10 protein-coding genes are annotated in these 15,434 nt (G+C 57.4%); 7 read left to right on the top strand and 3 right to left on the bottom strand.

All coding sequences use genetic code 11. The annotated features are described in order from the left end of the window. Window positions 1–542 precede the first annotated feature (542 nt). The 3 genes from chvE (at window position 543) to DSL70_RS21770 (ending at window position 4,445) form a co-directional block, all read left to right on the top strand. A complete protein-coding gene (chvE, locus tag DSL70_RS21780) occupies window positions 543–1,583 on the top strand; it encodes a multiple monosaccharide ABC transporter substrate-binding protein (protein ID WP_119310097.1) in 1,041 nt (346 codons plus the stop codon). 210 nt (window positions 1,584–1,793) lie between these two features. Next, window positions 1,794–3,578 carry an ABC transporter ATP-binding protein gene (locus tag DSL70_RS21775; RefSeq protein WP_119310095.1) on the top strand — a complete coding sequence of 595 codons (1,785 nt, stop codon included), beginning with the start codon at window positions 1,794–1,796 and terminating at the stop codon, window positions 3,576–3,578. Between the two features lie 123 nt (window positions 3,579–3,701). Further along, entirely contained in the window at window positions 3,702–4,445 is a 744-nt protein-coding gene (locus DSL70_RS21770) for a M48 family metallopeptidase (protein WP_119310094.1), read from the top strand. A 34-nt stretch (window positions 4,446–4,479) separates the two neighbouring features. Here the strand turns inward: DSL70_RS21770 and DSL70_RS21765 are convergent, their stop codons facing one another. Next, window positions 4,480–6,804, bottom strand: a complete 2,325-nt coding sequence (locus DSL70_RS21765) for a transglycosylase domain-containing protein (RefSeq protein ID WP_245418312.1) — start codon at window positions 6,802–6,804, stop codon at window positions 4,480–4,482. Between the two features lie 585 nt (window positions 6,805–7,389). Here DSL70_RS21765 and DSL70_RS21760 point away from each other — a divergent pair. The 4 genes from DSL70_RS21760 to DSL70_RS21745 all read left to right on the top strand — a co-directional run bounded on the left by DSL70_RS21760 (window position 7,390) and on the right by DSL70_RS21745 (window position 12,859). Next, window positions 7,390–8,436: an acyltransferase family protein gene (locus DSL70_RS21760; protein WP_162916988.1), complete on the top strand. Its 1,047-nt coding sequence runs from the start codon at window positions 7,390–7,392 to the stop codon at window positions 8,434–8,436. Window positions 8,437–8,648: 212 nt separating this feature from the next. Continuing rightward, window positions 8,649–11,546: a DNA polymerase I gene (gene polA / locus DSL70_RS21755; RefSeq protein ID WP_119310092.1), complete on the top strand. Its 2,898-nt coding sequence runs from the start codon at window positions 8,649–8,651 to the stop codon at window positions 11,544–11,546. After that, window positions 11,546–12,070 (top strand): GNAT family N-acetyltransferase, encoded by a 525-nt coding sequence (locus DSL70_RS21750; protein ID WP_119310091.1) that lies wholly within the window; start codon window positions 11,546–11,548, stop codon window positions 12,068–12,070. Before polA ends, DSL70_RS21750 begins: the two co-directional genes overlap by 1 nt. Before the next feature lie 39 nt (window positions 12,071–12,109). Further along, window positions 12,110–12,859, top strand: a complete 750-nt coding sequence (locus DSL70_RS21745; protein WP_119310090.1) for a hypothetical protein — start codon at window positions 12,110–12,112, stop codon at window positions 12,857–12,859. A gap of 91 nt (window positions 12,860–12,950) precedes the next feature. On the opposite strand, the gene DSL70_RS21740 is transcribed toward DSL70_RS21745, so the two are convergent. Beyond that, entirely contained in the window at window positions 12,951–13,865 is a 915-nt protein-coding gene (locus tag DSL70_RS21740; RefSeq protein ID WP_119310089.1) for a DMT family transporter, read from the bottom strand. A gap of 115 nt (window positions 13,866–13,980) precedes the next feature. Beyond that, the gene (locus tag DSL70_RS21735; protein ID WP_162916987.1) at window positions 13,981–15,327 is read right to left on the bottom strand and encodes a family 4 glycosyl hydrolase; all 1,347 of its coding nucleotides are present in this window, start codon (window positions 15,325–15,327) and stop codon (window positions 13,981–13,983) included. Between the last annotated feature and the right edge of the window lie 107 nt (window positions 15,328–15,434).

Genomic DNA, 15,434 nt, shown 5'->3' with positions numbered 1-15,434 from the left:
ATATCCTCTGCGCCAATGGTACTCCGTCTCAAGACGTGGGAGAGTAGGTCGCTGCCGGGCCTGCTAATAACAAACAATGCCTAAAACCCCCCGCTCAGTCGCGTACTGACGGGGGGTTTGGCGTTCTAAAGAAAAGCCAAATCATCAACAGACCTAGACCTCCAGAAAAGTCTGTAATACAAAAACCACAATGTTATGAAAAACAGATTTGTTTTGTTTGTAAAAATTAAAAGACCAAGAAATTGAAGTGACTGTTAAAAATGACCGATATTAAGCAATAAAATTACAGAATGTATATGATGCCCCGCCATTCCCGGTGGATACCGTCTTATTTTTCTTGAATTAATTTACGAGATAAAAATAATATAACGTAGGATCCACTCGAAGGAGGAATGGAGTGGTCTGCCACAATCGAATTTCAGTTCGGCATTTGAGGAGCGCCAAGCTGGGATCCGTTTATGGATGCAAATCATATTTTGCTGGCTAGGGAGGTATCTATGCTGGGATTTGGTAAGCTGATTAAATCAGTGACTGTCGGGGCAATGGCACTGGCATTGGGGCTGTCTTTCTCTTCATCTTTGACACAAGCTGCGAGCAAGGGGTCGGTTGGCATCGCCATGCCGACCAAGTCTTTGGCGCGGTGGGTCGATGATGGCGATAACATGGTCAAGCAGTTTAAGGCTGCGGGATATGAAGCTGAACTGCAATATGCAAGCGATGATGTGGCCACACAGCTGCGTCAGATCGAAACGATGATCCTCAAGGGGGTCAATGTGCTTGTGATCGCTTCGATTGACGGTACAGCACTGTCCGGCGCCTTGCAGTTGGCTGCAGATTCGGACATCAAGGTCATCTCCTATGACCGCTTGATCCGTGAGTCTCCGAATGTAGACTATTACGCCACCTTCGATAACTATCAGGTTGGTGTCATTCAGGCGGAATCGCTGCTGAAAGGCCTCGACGTTGAAAACGCCAATCGTCCGCTGAACATTGAAGTCTTCGGCGGGTCTCCAGACGACAACAACGCCTATTTCTTCTACAATGGCGCCATGTCTGTTCTGCAGCCATATCTTGATAGTGGCAAGTTGGTGATCGTCTCTGGTCAGATGGGTATGGACAAGGTCGGCACCCTGTTCTGGGATGGCGCAACGGCTCAGGCTCGCATGGACAACCTTCTCTCCGCTTTCTATACCGACAAGAAGATCGATGGCGTTCTGTCTCCCAATGACAGCCTGGCAATTGGCGTCATTTCTTCCCTGAAGGGCGTTGGTTACGGCACCAAGGACATGCCGATGCCGATCATCACTGGTCAGGACGCCGAAGTGGCCAACATCAAGGCCATGATCAAGGGTGAGCAGTATTCAACCGTCTTCAAGGACACCCGCGCTCTGGCTGGGGTGACCGTTGGCATGGTAGACGCCATCATCAATGGCGGCGAACCAGAAATCAACGACACCAAGACCTATGACAACGGCAACAAGATCGTCCCGTCCTATCTGTTGAAGCCAGTTGCCGTGACCAAGGATAACTGGAAACAAATTCTGGTTGATAGCGGATACTACTCTGCGTCCCAGTTCGAATAGGACGATTGTTCTTATGACAATGCTAAAGGCGGCGGGGCTATTCTCGCCGCCTTTTTCGTTGTGGTCGAAACTTCGGCACAAGGGAAAAGGCCGATTCCTCTTTGCTATCGGAGCGAAAGACGATAAACAGAGGGCCAACAACAATTCCAGTTTGCAGACATTGGCTTCCTGTGGTGCTTCCTTGCCCATCAGGAAGCATGAAGGAATGGCATGATAGCCGATACCATCCGCACCTTTCGGGACCGTCTCTTCTCAGATCAATCCAGCTCGCGATATCTTATCTATCGGCTTTTGTCTGAAAACTTCCATATTCATGCCAAGCGCTATGCCCTTGCCATCTGTCTGATGGCAGTTGTGGCCGGCACTACGGCGCTGAGCGCCTGGATCATGAAGGACATCGTCAACGGGATCTTCGTGTCCAAGGACTTTAGCAAGGTCTGGATCATCTCGCTGATCGTCATGGTGATCTTTGTTGCCAAAGGGCTTGCCACCTACTGGCAAACAACCATTCTGGCGCGGATCGGCAACGCCATTGTGGCCGACCAGCAGCGCAAGATGTATCGCCACTTCCTTGGCCAAGGGGCAGACTTCTTCCACGACTTCCCGTCAAGCGAGCTGATCACCCGGATTTCTCACAACGCCACCGCAGCCCGTCAGGTGATGGATATTCTGATCACCAGCATCGGGCGCGACGCGCTGTCGCTGATCGGGCTTGTCTGCGTGATGGTGTTTCAGGATCCGCTGCTATCGCTGATTGCTCTGGTCATCGCGCCTCCGGCCGTCTTCATGATCAATCTTCTGGTGCGCCGGGTCAAACGGATCGCCAAGGAGCAGTTTCTCTCGCTGACGCAGACCACCCAGACCATGCAGGAAAGTGCTCTCGGCTTTCGCATCATCCGGACCTTCGGGCTGGAAACGGTGATGACCGCAAAGATGGACGATGCGATCTATGGCGTCGAGAAACGCGCCAACAAGATCGCCAGCCTTGTCGCGCGCACCAACCCGATGATGGAGACGCTCGGCGGCTTTGCCATCGCACTGGTCATTCTTTACAGTGGCTGGCGGACCATCCTTGGTGGTCAGAGCCCGGGCGAATTCATCTCCTTCCTGACGGCGCTGCTGCTGGCGAGTGATCCCGCCCGCCGCCTCAGCCGCTTCAAGGTCAACATGGAAAGTGGCCTTGTCGGCGTGCGTCTGATGTTTGAAATCCTCGATCGGCCGACCCGCCTGCATGAGAAGCCGGATGCCGCGGCCCTTGAAGTCAGCAAAGGCGAGATTGCCTTCGAGCATGTTCGCTTTACCTATGGCGCTGACGAGCCGGTGCTGGACGACCTTTCCCTCACCATTCCCGGCGGCAAGACCACGGCGCTGGTCGGCCCATCCGGGGGCGGCAAGTCGACGATCATGAGCCTTGTCCAGCGCTTCAACGATGTTGCCACGGGGCGCATTGTGATTGACGGTGTCGACATCAGGGACTGCACCCTCTCATCGCTCAATAGTCACATTGCGCTCGTCACTCAGGACACGGTGCTGTTTGCTGGCACGATCAGGGAAAACATTCGCTTCGGGCGTCTGGGCGCTTCGGATGAAGAGGTCGAGGCAGCCGCACGGGATGCGTTTGCCCATGATTTCATTGTCAACCAGCCGCAGGGCTATGACACCCTGATCGGCGAAAACGGCACGGCCTTGTCTGGTGGCCAGAAGCAGCGCCTCGCCATTGCTCGCGCCATGCTCAAGAACGCTCCTATCGTGCTGCTCGATGAAGCCACTTCGGCGCTGGACAGCGAATCGGAAGCCAAGGTGCAGGCCGCCTTTGACCGGCTGAGTGAAAACCGCACGTCGCTGGTTATCGCCCATCGGCTCTCAACCATTCGCAATGCTGACAAAATCTGTGTCATTCAGCAGGGGCGGCTGATCGAAGAGGGCAGTCACGACGAGTTGCTGGCCCAGCAGGGCATTTATGCCAATCTGGTTCACCTGCAGTTTGACAAATAGTTTTGTCGCTGGTGTGTTCGCGGAAAGCGCACCGGTCGGTCACGGTTGACGTGGCCGGTTCGTGGCCCCATATGGATCTGTGCTGTTGCGCTTGAGGGAGTATGACCTGCATTGAGAAAACGGATGCCACCCGGACGGACCTCGAAATTGCCGCCGACGGTAACCCTGCATCATGCCGGGCAGGCAATCGAGGTGCGCCTCAAGCCCAATGCCCGCGCCAAGCGCCTGATCCTGCGCCTTGACAGCAAGACCGGCGAACCCGTCGCCACCTGTCCGCCGGGGCTTGGCGAGAGCAAGGTCCAGCAATTCCTGCAAAAGAACGTGACTTGGCTGGTCGACCGGCAGACCAGGCGTGCGCCCAATGTGCCGTTTGAACATGGAGCCGTCATTCCGGTGCGCGATGTTCCCCATACGTTGGAACACAATGATGTGGCGCGCGGCACGGTCCGGCTTCTTGAACTTGACGAAGGCAGCATCCTGCTAGTCTCCGGCAACGAATCCCACATGGCCCGACGGGTCACAGACTGGCTCAGGAAGCAGGCCAAACAGGATCTGGAAGAAGCGGTTGCCCGACATGCTGCAGCGCTTGGAGTCAAGCCGGCGGTCATCCGCCTCAAGGATACCACCAGCCGCTGGGGTTCATGCAGCGCTAACCGGACTCTGTCCTTTTCCTGGCGGGTGATCATGGCGCCGCCCTTTGTGCTGAACTATCTGGCTGCTCATGAGGTGGCCCATTTGCGGGAAATGAACCATTCCGATCGCTTTTGGGCCCATGTGGCCCGCATCTGTCCTGATTATGAAGCCGGGCAGACCTGGCTGAAGGACAATGGCCGCCGCCTCCACGCCTATGGCGCAGAGGCCGACTGACATCCATTGAAGCTCTTTTCCGGCACCCGCCAGATCAGTTGCCGAACAGCCGTTCAAACAGACCCTTGCGTTCCTTGGGCAGTGGCATGGCGCTTTGTCCTGCCGGCAGCAGATCGGGGTTGATCCAGGGTTTCTCCTCGCCACCGGCGATGCGACGGGTTTCGGCGATCTGCTCCATGCTGACGCCGGGCAGGTTGGCGACCGTCATGCCATTGTGCGCCCCGACCATATAGGCCTTCCACGCCTCCGCAGGCAGATTGCCACCGGAGGCATGTTTGGTCGGTGAGCCGTCATCATTGCCAAACCACACCCCGGTGACCAGATTGGCCGTATAACCGACGAACCATGCATCGCGGAAATTCTGGCTGGTGCCTGTCTTGCCGCCCGCCGGACGGCCTGCCAGCATGGCCTTCTTGCCTGTGCCGGTGATCAGGGTTTCCTGCATCATCTGGTTCATCATCGTGAGGATATTGGGCTCAATGACCCTTGGTCCGGGGATGTTCGGGTTCATGTAGAGCACCTTGCCTTCCTTGGTGACAACGCGCTGAATGACATAAGGCGTGGCCCGGGCGCCGCCATTGGCAAAGGGCATGTAGGCCCCCACCAGCTCCAGCGGCGTCACCTCGGATGTGCCAAGAGCGATGGAAAGGTTGTTGGCCAGCTTGGACTGAATGCCCATCTTGTGCGCAGTGTTGACCACCTGATCGGCCCCGACCTCGAAGGTCAGCTGGGCGGCAATCGTGTTGATCGACAGGGCGAGGGCCTGCCGGAGCGAAATCTGCCCCATGTATTTCTTGGAATAGTTCTGCGGCGTCCAGCCATTATAGGAAACCGGACCATCCACCCGCATGCTGTCTGGCCGGTTGCCGAGCTCCAGCGACGTCAGATAGACGAAGGGTTTGAAGGCACTGCCCGGTTGCCGCTTGGCGTCGACCGCCCGGTTGAACTGACTCTCGCGATAGGACTTGCCGCCCACCAGAGCCCGAACGGCGCCGAGCGGTGTGGCGCTGACCAGAGCCCCCTGTTCCACGCCGTATTTCTTGCCCTCCTTGTCGAGGGCGTTGACAACGGCTTTTTCCGCCAGCGTCTGCATGCGCAGATCGATGGTGGTCTCGACAATCACGTCTTCCTTGACCTCGCCAATCAGGTCCGGCAGCAACTCCATCACCCAGTCGCCGATATAGTTGAGCGAGCTGGCCCGATGGCGGGCAACCGTGTCGATGGTCTGGGTGAGCGCCAGTTTGCGCTCTTCAGGCGTGATGAAGCCTTCCCGCTCCATGGCAGCCAGTACGAGCTTGGCCCGCTCCTGAGCTTCCTTGGGATTCTTGTTGGGGGCAAGGCGCGATGGAGCCTTCAGCAGACCAGCAATGGTTGCTGCCTCGGAAAGGGTCAGCATCGAGGCGGGCTTGTTGAAATAGGTGCGTGCTGCAGCGTCGACGCCGATGGCACCGGACCCCAGATAGACCCGGTTGAGATACATCTCAAGGATCTCTTCCTTGGAATATTTCGTCTCCAGCCAGATCGCCAGAATCAGCTCCTGCACCTTGCGCTCGAGAGTTCGTTTGTGCTCGAGAAACAGGTTCTTGGCCAACTGCTGCGTCAGTGTGGAGCCCCCTTGCGAAACGCGGCCGCGCACAAGGTTCATCACCATGGCACGCGTGAAGCCGATGGGGTCGAAGCCGAAATGATGGAAGAAGCGATGATCCTCGATGGCCACTACCGCATCAACCAGATAGGGCGGCATCGAGGAAATGCTGACCTTCTGGCCGCCGGTCTTGCCGCGGTTGGCAATGAGCCCGCCATCTTCCGAGATGATCTGAACGTTCGGCGGGCGATCCGGAATCTTCCAGTCGGTCGACTGAGGCAGCTTGGCGCCATAATAGAGGACGATGCCACCTGCAACAATCGACCCCCAGATCCCGAAAATCACCATCCAATAGGCAAGCCGTCTGGAGAGGCGGAACAGCGTTCCCCAGAAAGACCCGTGCCGGGACGTGGTTTTCCGGCCAGTGGGTTTGCTACCCTTGCGGCCACCGCCGCTCCCGCCAGACCCGCCGCCGCGGCCAGAGTTGCCGCCACCGGATCCACCGCCAAATGTCCCTCCGGCAGACGCCCCACCGGCATCACCGCCGCGTGGTCCTCTTGCCGAGGTCCCACCCGTCGGGCCGCTGCCCTTGCGTTGGGGTGCCTTGCCGTCCGCTCTTTTCGGTCGTTTCTGGCTGCGTTTGGAGGAAGAGCCCGGCTGGCTTCTGTCCTCGTCGCTCAGCCGGATGTCACTGAGAGAACCCGGAGGGGGAGAATTGCGGTTCGGCGTCATGTTTCTTGGCGTGGTCTCTGTCTGGTTCGTCTCTGGATCCACGCAAGGCGGGAGCCGGAGACGGAATTGGGTCTTGGTGACCTTGCACAGGAGATCCTGTGAAGGCTCTGGGAAAATCAGCTTGGGACTATTGTGCCATAATAAGGCAATTCATGGGCGGAATCGCACAGAATCCCTCATTGGTGGCGCAGGAACATCCTACAGCGCCGAACCCAAAGGTCTTGTTAACAATAATGGCAGCATGGCGGACCATGCACAGGCTGCGTCTCCTTGCATGGAGGCTGTCCGATAGGGAAGGACCTTCACGTCTGCGGTTTCCTGCTTGCAAGGTGGGGTCATTTGAGTGGGGCCGGGATCTGGCTCGCGAGGGACATCAGCCATCCGGTGGAAAAACAGACCGCTTGTTTTGAACAGCATCAATTGTGAAAACATGGTTAAAAAAGTATTAATTTCAACGCATCAAGTATTTGTGAATGAGAATTAACCGAGCCGCATCAATGCTTTCGTTCTTTTGTTAACGTTAAGTAAACAAATGGAAAGATTCTTAAGTAAAAACCAGTCATTCTGTTAAAAGTGAATGCCATATGTCTTTTTAAAATCTTTTAGCGTTGATGCGTGGGGGTACTCGTGGCTCATCAGGAAGCGAATAGCAAACAACATGTGGATTGGGTCGACCTTGCCAAGGGGCTGACGATCCTGCTTGTTGTGATCATGCACTCCATCAACGGAGTGGAGAAGATTCTCGGCGAAGGCTGGATGCATGTGGTTCTGGCGTATGCGACGCCGTTTCGCATGCCTGTGTTCTTTGCCGTGGCGGGGCTTTTCGCCGCCCGCGCCATCACCAAGGACTGGTCTGTCTTCATGGACAAGAAATTTGCCCATTTCGGCTATTTCTATTTTCTCTGGATGACAATCGAGTTTGCCTTCAAGGCACCATTCTTCATCCAGCAGACCAGCGTTGAGGAAACGGTTCTCTATTATCTGGCTTCCTTCGTGCAGCCGTTTGGACCGCTGTGGTTCATCTATCTGTTGCCGATCTTCTTTGTCGCCCTGAGACTGACCCAAAAGCTGCCGATGGTGCTGCAGTTTGCTTTGGCGATCCTCATGAAGTTCACGCTGACCGGAACCGGTGTGGTGATCGTCGACTTCTTCTCGACCTATTATGTCTTCTTCCTGGTTGGCCATTTCGGCCGTGACCTCTGGTTTGCCCTCGCTGCCGCCGCCCGGCAGCACAAGGCTGCCTCTGTCGCAGGCATCCTGCTCTGGGCAACCATCAACGGGCTGGTGGTCTGGTTTGGTTATGGCGAGCTGGTGCCCGTTGCCATCATCATGGGGGTGCTTGGCTTCATCGCTGTTGTCGATTTCATGGGCATCATCAATGAATTCTTCCTCGGTCGCCAGTTGGCAAAGGTGTTTCGTTTCTGTGGCCAACGTTCCTTGCCGATCTATCTGGGCTTCTTCCTGCCGATGGGTATCTCGCGGATTCTCGTGCTGAAATTCGGCAATGGCGATTCCGGGCTTTCCGCCTTCCTCGTGGCTACGGCGACCGTGATCGGGGCGATTCTGATGTATGAAATCGTCAAGCGTATCAAGATCGGCACCTTCCTCTATGTCCGTCCTAACTGGGCGAGACTGCAGCCCCGCCGCAAACAGGTTGCTGTTCCGGCCGAATAGGCGGCTTGGCAACAAGCCAGACCAGCATCATCGTGAGACAGGCTCCCCGGTTGTCACCATCAACCCGGGAGCCTTTTCTTTTGCCCTTTCCTTTGCCCCTTAGCTTGCGCTAAGGTCGGATGGAATTATGATCATGGTTTGTTCGCGTTTCTCCGCGGGGAGGGACGCGTCGACCAGGCGGCATCGCACATAAGCATGAGGGAATGGTATCGATGGCTGAAAAACCGCATCTCTTTTTGATTGACGGCTCCTCCTATATATTCCGCGCCTACCATGCACTGCCGCCGCTGACGCGCAAGAGCGACGGTCTGCCGGTTGGTGCGGTGGCCGGTTTCTGCAACATGCTCTGGAAGCTGATTGCTGACGGAGATCAGGGCATCGTTGGCGTGACCCCGACCCATGTGGCGGTGATTTTCGACGCCAAGGGCGACACCTTCCGCAACAAGATCTACGATCAGTACAAGGCCCAGCGCCCGCCAGCACCGGAGGATCTGGTGCCCCAGTTCGGGCTTATCCGCGATGCCGTGCGGGCCTTCAACATCGCCTGTATCGAGCTTGAAGGCTATGAGGCCGATGACATCATCGCCACCTATTCCGAGCAGGCCTTGGCCGAAGGTGCCGACGTGACCATCATTGGCTCGGACAAGGACCTGATGCAGCTCGTCCGCCCCGGTGTGATAATGGTCGATACCATGAAGAACAAGCGGATCGGCGCAGACGAGGTGGTCGAGAAATTCGGCGTCATGCCGGACAAGGTGGTCGAGGTGCAGGCGCTTGCTGGCGACTCCGTCGACAACGTGCCCGGTGTGCCAGGCATTGGCATCAAGACAGCCGCCCAGCTCATCAATGAATTCGGTGATCTGGAAACCCTGTTGGCTCAGGCCGAAAGCATCAAGCAGAAGAAGCGCCGCGAAAATCTGATCGAATTTGCCGAACAGGCCCGTATTTCGAAGGAACTCGTGTTCCTCAAGCGCGATGTGCCACTGCCGCTGGGCCTTGATGCTCTGGCCTGCTGTGATCTGGAAGGGCCCAAGCTGGTCGCCTTCCTGAAGGCCATGGAATTCACCACGCTCACCCGCCGCGTTGCCGAAGCCACGGGGGCAGAGGCCGCCGAGGTAGAACCGGCCAGCCTTGAGGTTGCCGGTTGGGAAGCTGCAGCCCCTGCCACCGCCAGCACGGGTGATGATGCGGTGGATGATGGCAGAGATCCGACCCCTGCCGACCTCGCGGCAAAGATGGCCGCCGATGTCGCTGCCCTGCCGATCGACAACCAGAGTTATCAGACCGTGCGCACCATGGCGGAGCTGCAGGCCTGGCTTGATGAGGCGAAGCGCATCGGCCAGGTGGCGGTGGATACCGAGACCGACAGCCTTGATGCCATGCAGGCCAATCTCGTCGGCGTTTCGCTGGCAACCGAGCCGGGAAAGGCCTGCTACATTCCGCTTGCTCATATGTCCGGCGAAGGCGACATGTTCGGCGGCGGGCTGGTGGAAGGCCAGATTCCGCTTCAGCAGGCGGTGAAGGCTCTCAAGGGCATGCTGGAAGATCCCTCGATTCTCAAGATCGGCCAGAATCTCAAATATGACACCCTGCTGCTCTCGCGCTACGATATCGAAGTCGCCCCCATCGACGACACCCTGCTGCTGTCCTATGTGCTCGATGCGGGCAAGCACGGCCACGGCATGGATGAGCTTTCCGAGCTGTGGCTTGGCCACAAGCCCATCGCCTTCAAGGACGTGGCTGGCAGTGGCAAGGGGCAGATGACCTTCGACAAGGTCGAGATCGAAAAGGCAACTCCTTACGCCGCCGAGGATGCGGATGTCACCCTGCGGCTCTGGATGATCCTCAAGCCGCGCCTTGCCGCCGATGGCATGACCTCGGTCTATGAACGGCTGGAGCGGCCGCTGCTGCCGGTGCTGCGCCGCATGGAAGCGCGCGGAGTATCGGTCGACCGGCAGATCCTGTCGCAGCTGTCCGGCACATTCGCGCAAGGGATGGCCCGGCTGGAGGAGGAAATCCACCAGCTCGCCGGCCAGAATTTCAACATCGGCAGCCCCAAGCAACTCGGCGATATCCTGTTTGGCGAAATGGGCCTGCCCGGCGGCAAGAAAACCAAGACCGGGGCCTGGTCGACATCGGCCAGCGTGCTGGAAGATCTCGCCGCCGAAGGCCACGAGTTGCCGCGCCGCGTGGTGGAATGGCGCCAGCTCTCCAAGCTCAAGAGCACCTACACCGATGCCCTGCCGACCTTCATCAACCCCGAGACAAGGCGCGTCCATACCTCCTATTCGCTGGCAGCCACCAGCACCGGCCGTCTGTCGTCCTCTGACCCGAACCTGCAGAACATTCCGGTGCGCACGGAGGAAGGCCGCAAGATCCGCACGGCATTCATCGCCGAGGCGGGCAACAAGCTGGTCTCTGCCGACTATAGCCAGATCGAGCTGCGCGTACTGGCCCATATGGCCGATATCCCGCAATTGAGGAAAGCTTTCGAAGACGGCCTCGACATTCACGCCATGACCGCCTCGGAAATGTTCCACGTGCCGCTTGCCGAGATGGATGCTGCCACCCGCCGCCGGGCCAAGGCGATCAACTTCGGCATCATCTATGGCATTTCCGCCTTTGGCCTTGCCAACCAGCTCGGCATCTCCCGCACCGAGGCCAAGGATTATATCGACACCTATTTCGAGCGCTTCCCCGGCATCCGCGACTATATGGAGGCCACCAAGAAGTCAGCCCGTGAGCAGGGCTATGTGGAGACCATCTTTGGTCGCAAGATCCACTATCCCGAGATCAATTCCAAAAACCCCAACATGAAGGCCTTTCAGGAGCGCGCCGCCATCAATGCCCCCATTCAGGGCTCGGCAGCAGATATCATCCGCCGCGCCATGGTACGCATGGAAGACGCCCTCAGCGAAGCCGGGTCATCGGCCCGCATGCTGCTGCAGGTGCATGACGAACTGATCTTCGAAGTGCCCGAGGTCGAGGTCGACGACACCATCAAGGTGGTCCGCACCATCATGGAAGGGGCACCGATGCCCGCCCTGCAGCTGAGTGTGCCGCTGAAGGTCGATGCCAACGCCGCCGACAACTGGGACGAGGCGCATTGATGGCCAGCGCCACCGCGCTCATTCGCCCAGCGAACAGCGCTGATCTTGATGCCGTGGTGGCCTTCCATGTTCGCCTCTGGCGTGAAACCTATCGCACGATGGCGCCAGAAGCGGCCTATGACGCCCTTGATGAGGCCCGTCGCCGCCCTTCCTGGCAAGCCAGCCTGTCCCAGCCCAAGCTGGGGCAGCAGACATGGATTGCCGAACGGCAGGGAGAGGTTGTCGGCCTCGTCGCCTTCGGTCCTGCGAGCCATGAAGTCTTTGGAGATGCAGGCGAAATCAAGCATCTCTATGTGGACTCCAAGGCTCGCCGAACGGGTCTTGGCCGCAAGCTGGCGGCTCTTGCCTTTGCGGAACTTGCCAAGTCCGGGTTTGATCGAGCGGCTCTGGCCGTCGTCCGTGATAACCATACGGCCATTCGCTTCTATGAAGCCATGGGCGGCAGGAAAATCGGTGCTTACACCGACCCCGGCCCCATGTGGCGCTCGGAGAATCTGGCCTATGGCTGGGAGATCGGGGAGTAGGCTGTGGTCGTTGTGCGGGCACGGATGAGGATGGAAGCAATGATGGGGGGAATGGAGAAAATCTTTGAACCGTATGACAGTACTGCTTGTTGTTTATGTGGTTCACGCAGTCACTTATCAGGAGAGCACAAAATCAAGGCATCCCAACTGCGAAAGCAATTTGGTATTGAGCCTATGTTGATTGGGTCTTTTGATGGTAGGAGTAAGCCCAAGTTTGCGCAAGGTCCAAAGTCAAAAGCGTTTCATTTCTCGGCTCCTGTATGTGTTAAGTGCAATTCGCTAAAGACACAAAATGCGGACAAAGCCTTCGACCAATTTCATCAAATGGCCTCAGAAGTGGTTGCGTGCGGAAGTGATCCAAAGATTTTATTTTCTAAGCCAGAATGGTCAGAAAATACCAACAACTATCTTGATTTATATCGCTTTTTTGCGAAGCAATTGGCCTGTCAGATAGCGCAGTCAAATGGCCCACGGTTTAAGATTATCTGCGACTTTGCTATAGGGATGTCGCGGATTAATCCAATACAACTCTTCATTGATCGAGATCCTGCTATCGATGTGCTTCCCGCTCTATTGAGGAATGAGGGAGTGGCTGGACATGGCGGGCTACAAGTATGCTATGGCTCTTTTGGAGTCGTTTGTAGATTTGGGTCATCGCTAACAATCGGAGAGATGCGATACAACTTTGCGATTGGTTTGGCCCCGATTGTTGGCTTAGCTCTTAGAATTCAATATCCTAACTTTGAACAAAAGTGCAAGGCAGCTTGGAAAGCACTAAAACTGGAATAGTGAATTTTGAGGTATCTTTTGTAAGTGCAGATTTTGCGAGTAGGTCAACCGGAGGCAGAGCAGTCATTCTTTAATCAAAGTTCAAGCCTGCTCACCCCAGCACCAGAATCAGCACGCCACAGACAATCAGCCCGCAGCCGATCAGCTCCAGCCGGTTGATCTTTTCCTTGAAGATGAAGACCGACGAGGCGAAGGTGAAGAGCATTTCCACCTGCGCCAGCGCCTTGACAAGGGCGGCCTGTTGCAGGGTCATGGCCATGAACCAGCCAAAGCTGGCCGACGCACCGACAAAGCCGGTGGCAAGGGATGGCTTCCACGCCCGCGCCACGCGGCCCCATTCCTCGCGCTCTCGAACCGTGATCCAGAGGCCCATCAGAACGGTCTGGATGAGGATGGCAGTGGCCAGCGTGAAGCTGGCCTGCAAGATGTAATCCGGCGCGACCATGTCCGGCACCAGCGATAGCGACGCCTGTCTGTAGCCTGCCGCCGCCACGCCGAACAGCGAGCCGGAGGCAAGGCCGATCAGCGCCGTGCGCGAGAAGGTGGATGTGATCAGTGTGCGCACCGATAGCGTCGTGCGGGCAACCGAGATCAGCATCACCCCGAACACGGCCACGCCGATGGCCACCAGCGCCGATGTCCTGATGGTTTCGGAAAAGAACAGGAAGGCGAACAGAGCTGCCTGCGCCGGTTCGGTCCGGCTGTAGGCGGTTCCGACGGTGAAGTTGCGGAAGGAAAACAGATGCACCAGCAGAAACTGTGCGCCAATCTGTGTCAGCGCCGCCACCATCACCCAGAACAGGAACGGGCCGTTGAAGGACGGCAGCGTCGCCCCGCTCAGCCCTGCATAGCCGAACAGATAGAGCAGGGCAAACGGCACCCCGAAGGCAAAGCGCACGAAGGTCGCGCCAGTTGTGCTGAGCGCGCCCTTGAGGTGTTTTTGCAAGACCGAACGGATATTCTGCAGAAAGGCTGCGGAGATGGTGATGAGAATCCAGGTCGGCATGAAGCACCTATGGCAAGGGAAGGGATGGCGCGGGAAGGGGGCATGAAAAAGCCCCGCCCCGCCGCGAACACTCGACGATCAGAGCGAGGCCATTGGGGAATAGACGATACGGCTCCTACCAGTCAAGCGCCAGTGCAGACCAGATCTCGTCAAACATCGCCCGTGCAGCCCGTGGGCTGACGGTGTTGAGCGGATCGATGGCAAACCCGGCAAAGATCATCTCCTTGTCCCGGTTCATCACGCCATCGAGCACCAGTTGCTGGATTTCCAATACGCGATCTTCCAGCGCCTGAACTGCCGTTGGCAGGATGCCACAGCCGATCGGCTCGACCTTGTTTTTGGAAATAAGGCCATAGCTCTCGACGATGGTACCAACCGGCGCATCCGGGTTCTGCCCCATGTTGGGCATGTTGAAGTTGGTGCGGACCAGCTCGTCGGTGGCACCAGCCAGCGCTTCGAGCAGCAGCACGCCTTCCTCGCCCGAGGGAGCGAGATCTTCTTCGAGATATTTCTGGCGGGCTTCATCGGGGTTGTTGGCCCGCTTGATGCGCCATTCATAGGGCGTCATGCAAACACCCCAGCTGTTGATCTCTGCCTTTGACGAGAGATACCACGGCACGAACTCGGCCAGATGCCTGTCTCCGGCAGCGCCCAGTACGCCGAAGCGGGCGAGGAAATCCTCGGCGATCTTGAACTCGGAGGTAAACCATTCTTCCTTGGCCTCGCGCTCAAGGGCAATCCGGCTGAGACTTTCCGGTTCGCCCTCGGTCATGGCAGCTGCGAATTCGGTCAGAATGCTGCGCCCCTTCCAGACAGCATCGGTGGCGAAGGTGAAATGGTTGACGCCGGAAATGTCGAGCTTGATGTCCTGACGGCTCGGCAGATCGACCTTGTAGGTCTCGGCAATCCACTTGGCCAGCATCTCCTGGGTGTGGAACACCTCGTGGCAGCAGCCAAGCGCCTTGATGTCTGGCTCTGCGGCATAGAGCGCACCGGTGCACCAGGCCATCGGGTTGGTATAGTTGATCACCCACGCATCCGGGCAGACGGCCATGATATGGCGGGCAAACTCGGCCATGGACGGGATCGAACGGATGGCGCGGGCGATGCCTCCCGGACCGGTGGTGTCACCAACCGTCTGGTAGATGCCATATTTCTCCGGAATCTTGAGGTCGATGAAGCGCTTCTCTGTTGGCCCCGGCTCAATTGAGATAACGACGAAATCTGCTCCTTCGAGAGCCTCATCAAGGCTATCTTCAACCTCTACCGTAAAGTGGCTGCGCGCGCCGGGCTTGTCGAAAATCCGGGCGCTGATCTCCCTGTTTTTCAGAGCGGCAGCATGGTCGATATCATAGAGAACAAGGCTGCCGGTCAGCTTGTCGGACAGGGCCAGATCGGCCATCAGGCGCAGTGCCCATTGTTGGCTGCCGCCGCCGATATAGGTAATCTTGACTTGTTTCATCGCAATCGCTCTCCGTGCCTTTCGTGGCCTTTCGGGTTGACCCTGCTGTGCCGACCCGCCTGTCGCAACTGTCTTTGCTGTTCGGGGCTGGCCATAGGCGCTTGTTA

Source organism: Cohaesibacter haloalkalitolerans (assembly GCF_003574655.1).
GTDB classification, from domain to species: domain Bacteria; phylum Pseudomonadota; class Alphaproteobacteria; order Rhizobiales; family Cohaesibacteraceae; genus Cohaesibacter; species Cohaesibacter haloalkalitolerans.
Note: the sequence above shows the minus strand (reverse complement) of the source record. Positions and strands in the feature narration are given on the sequence as shown.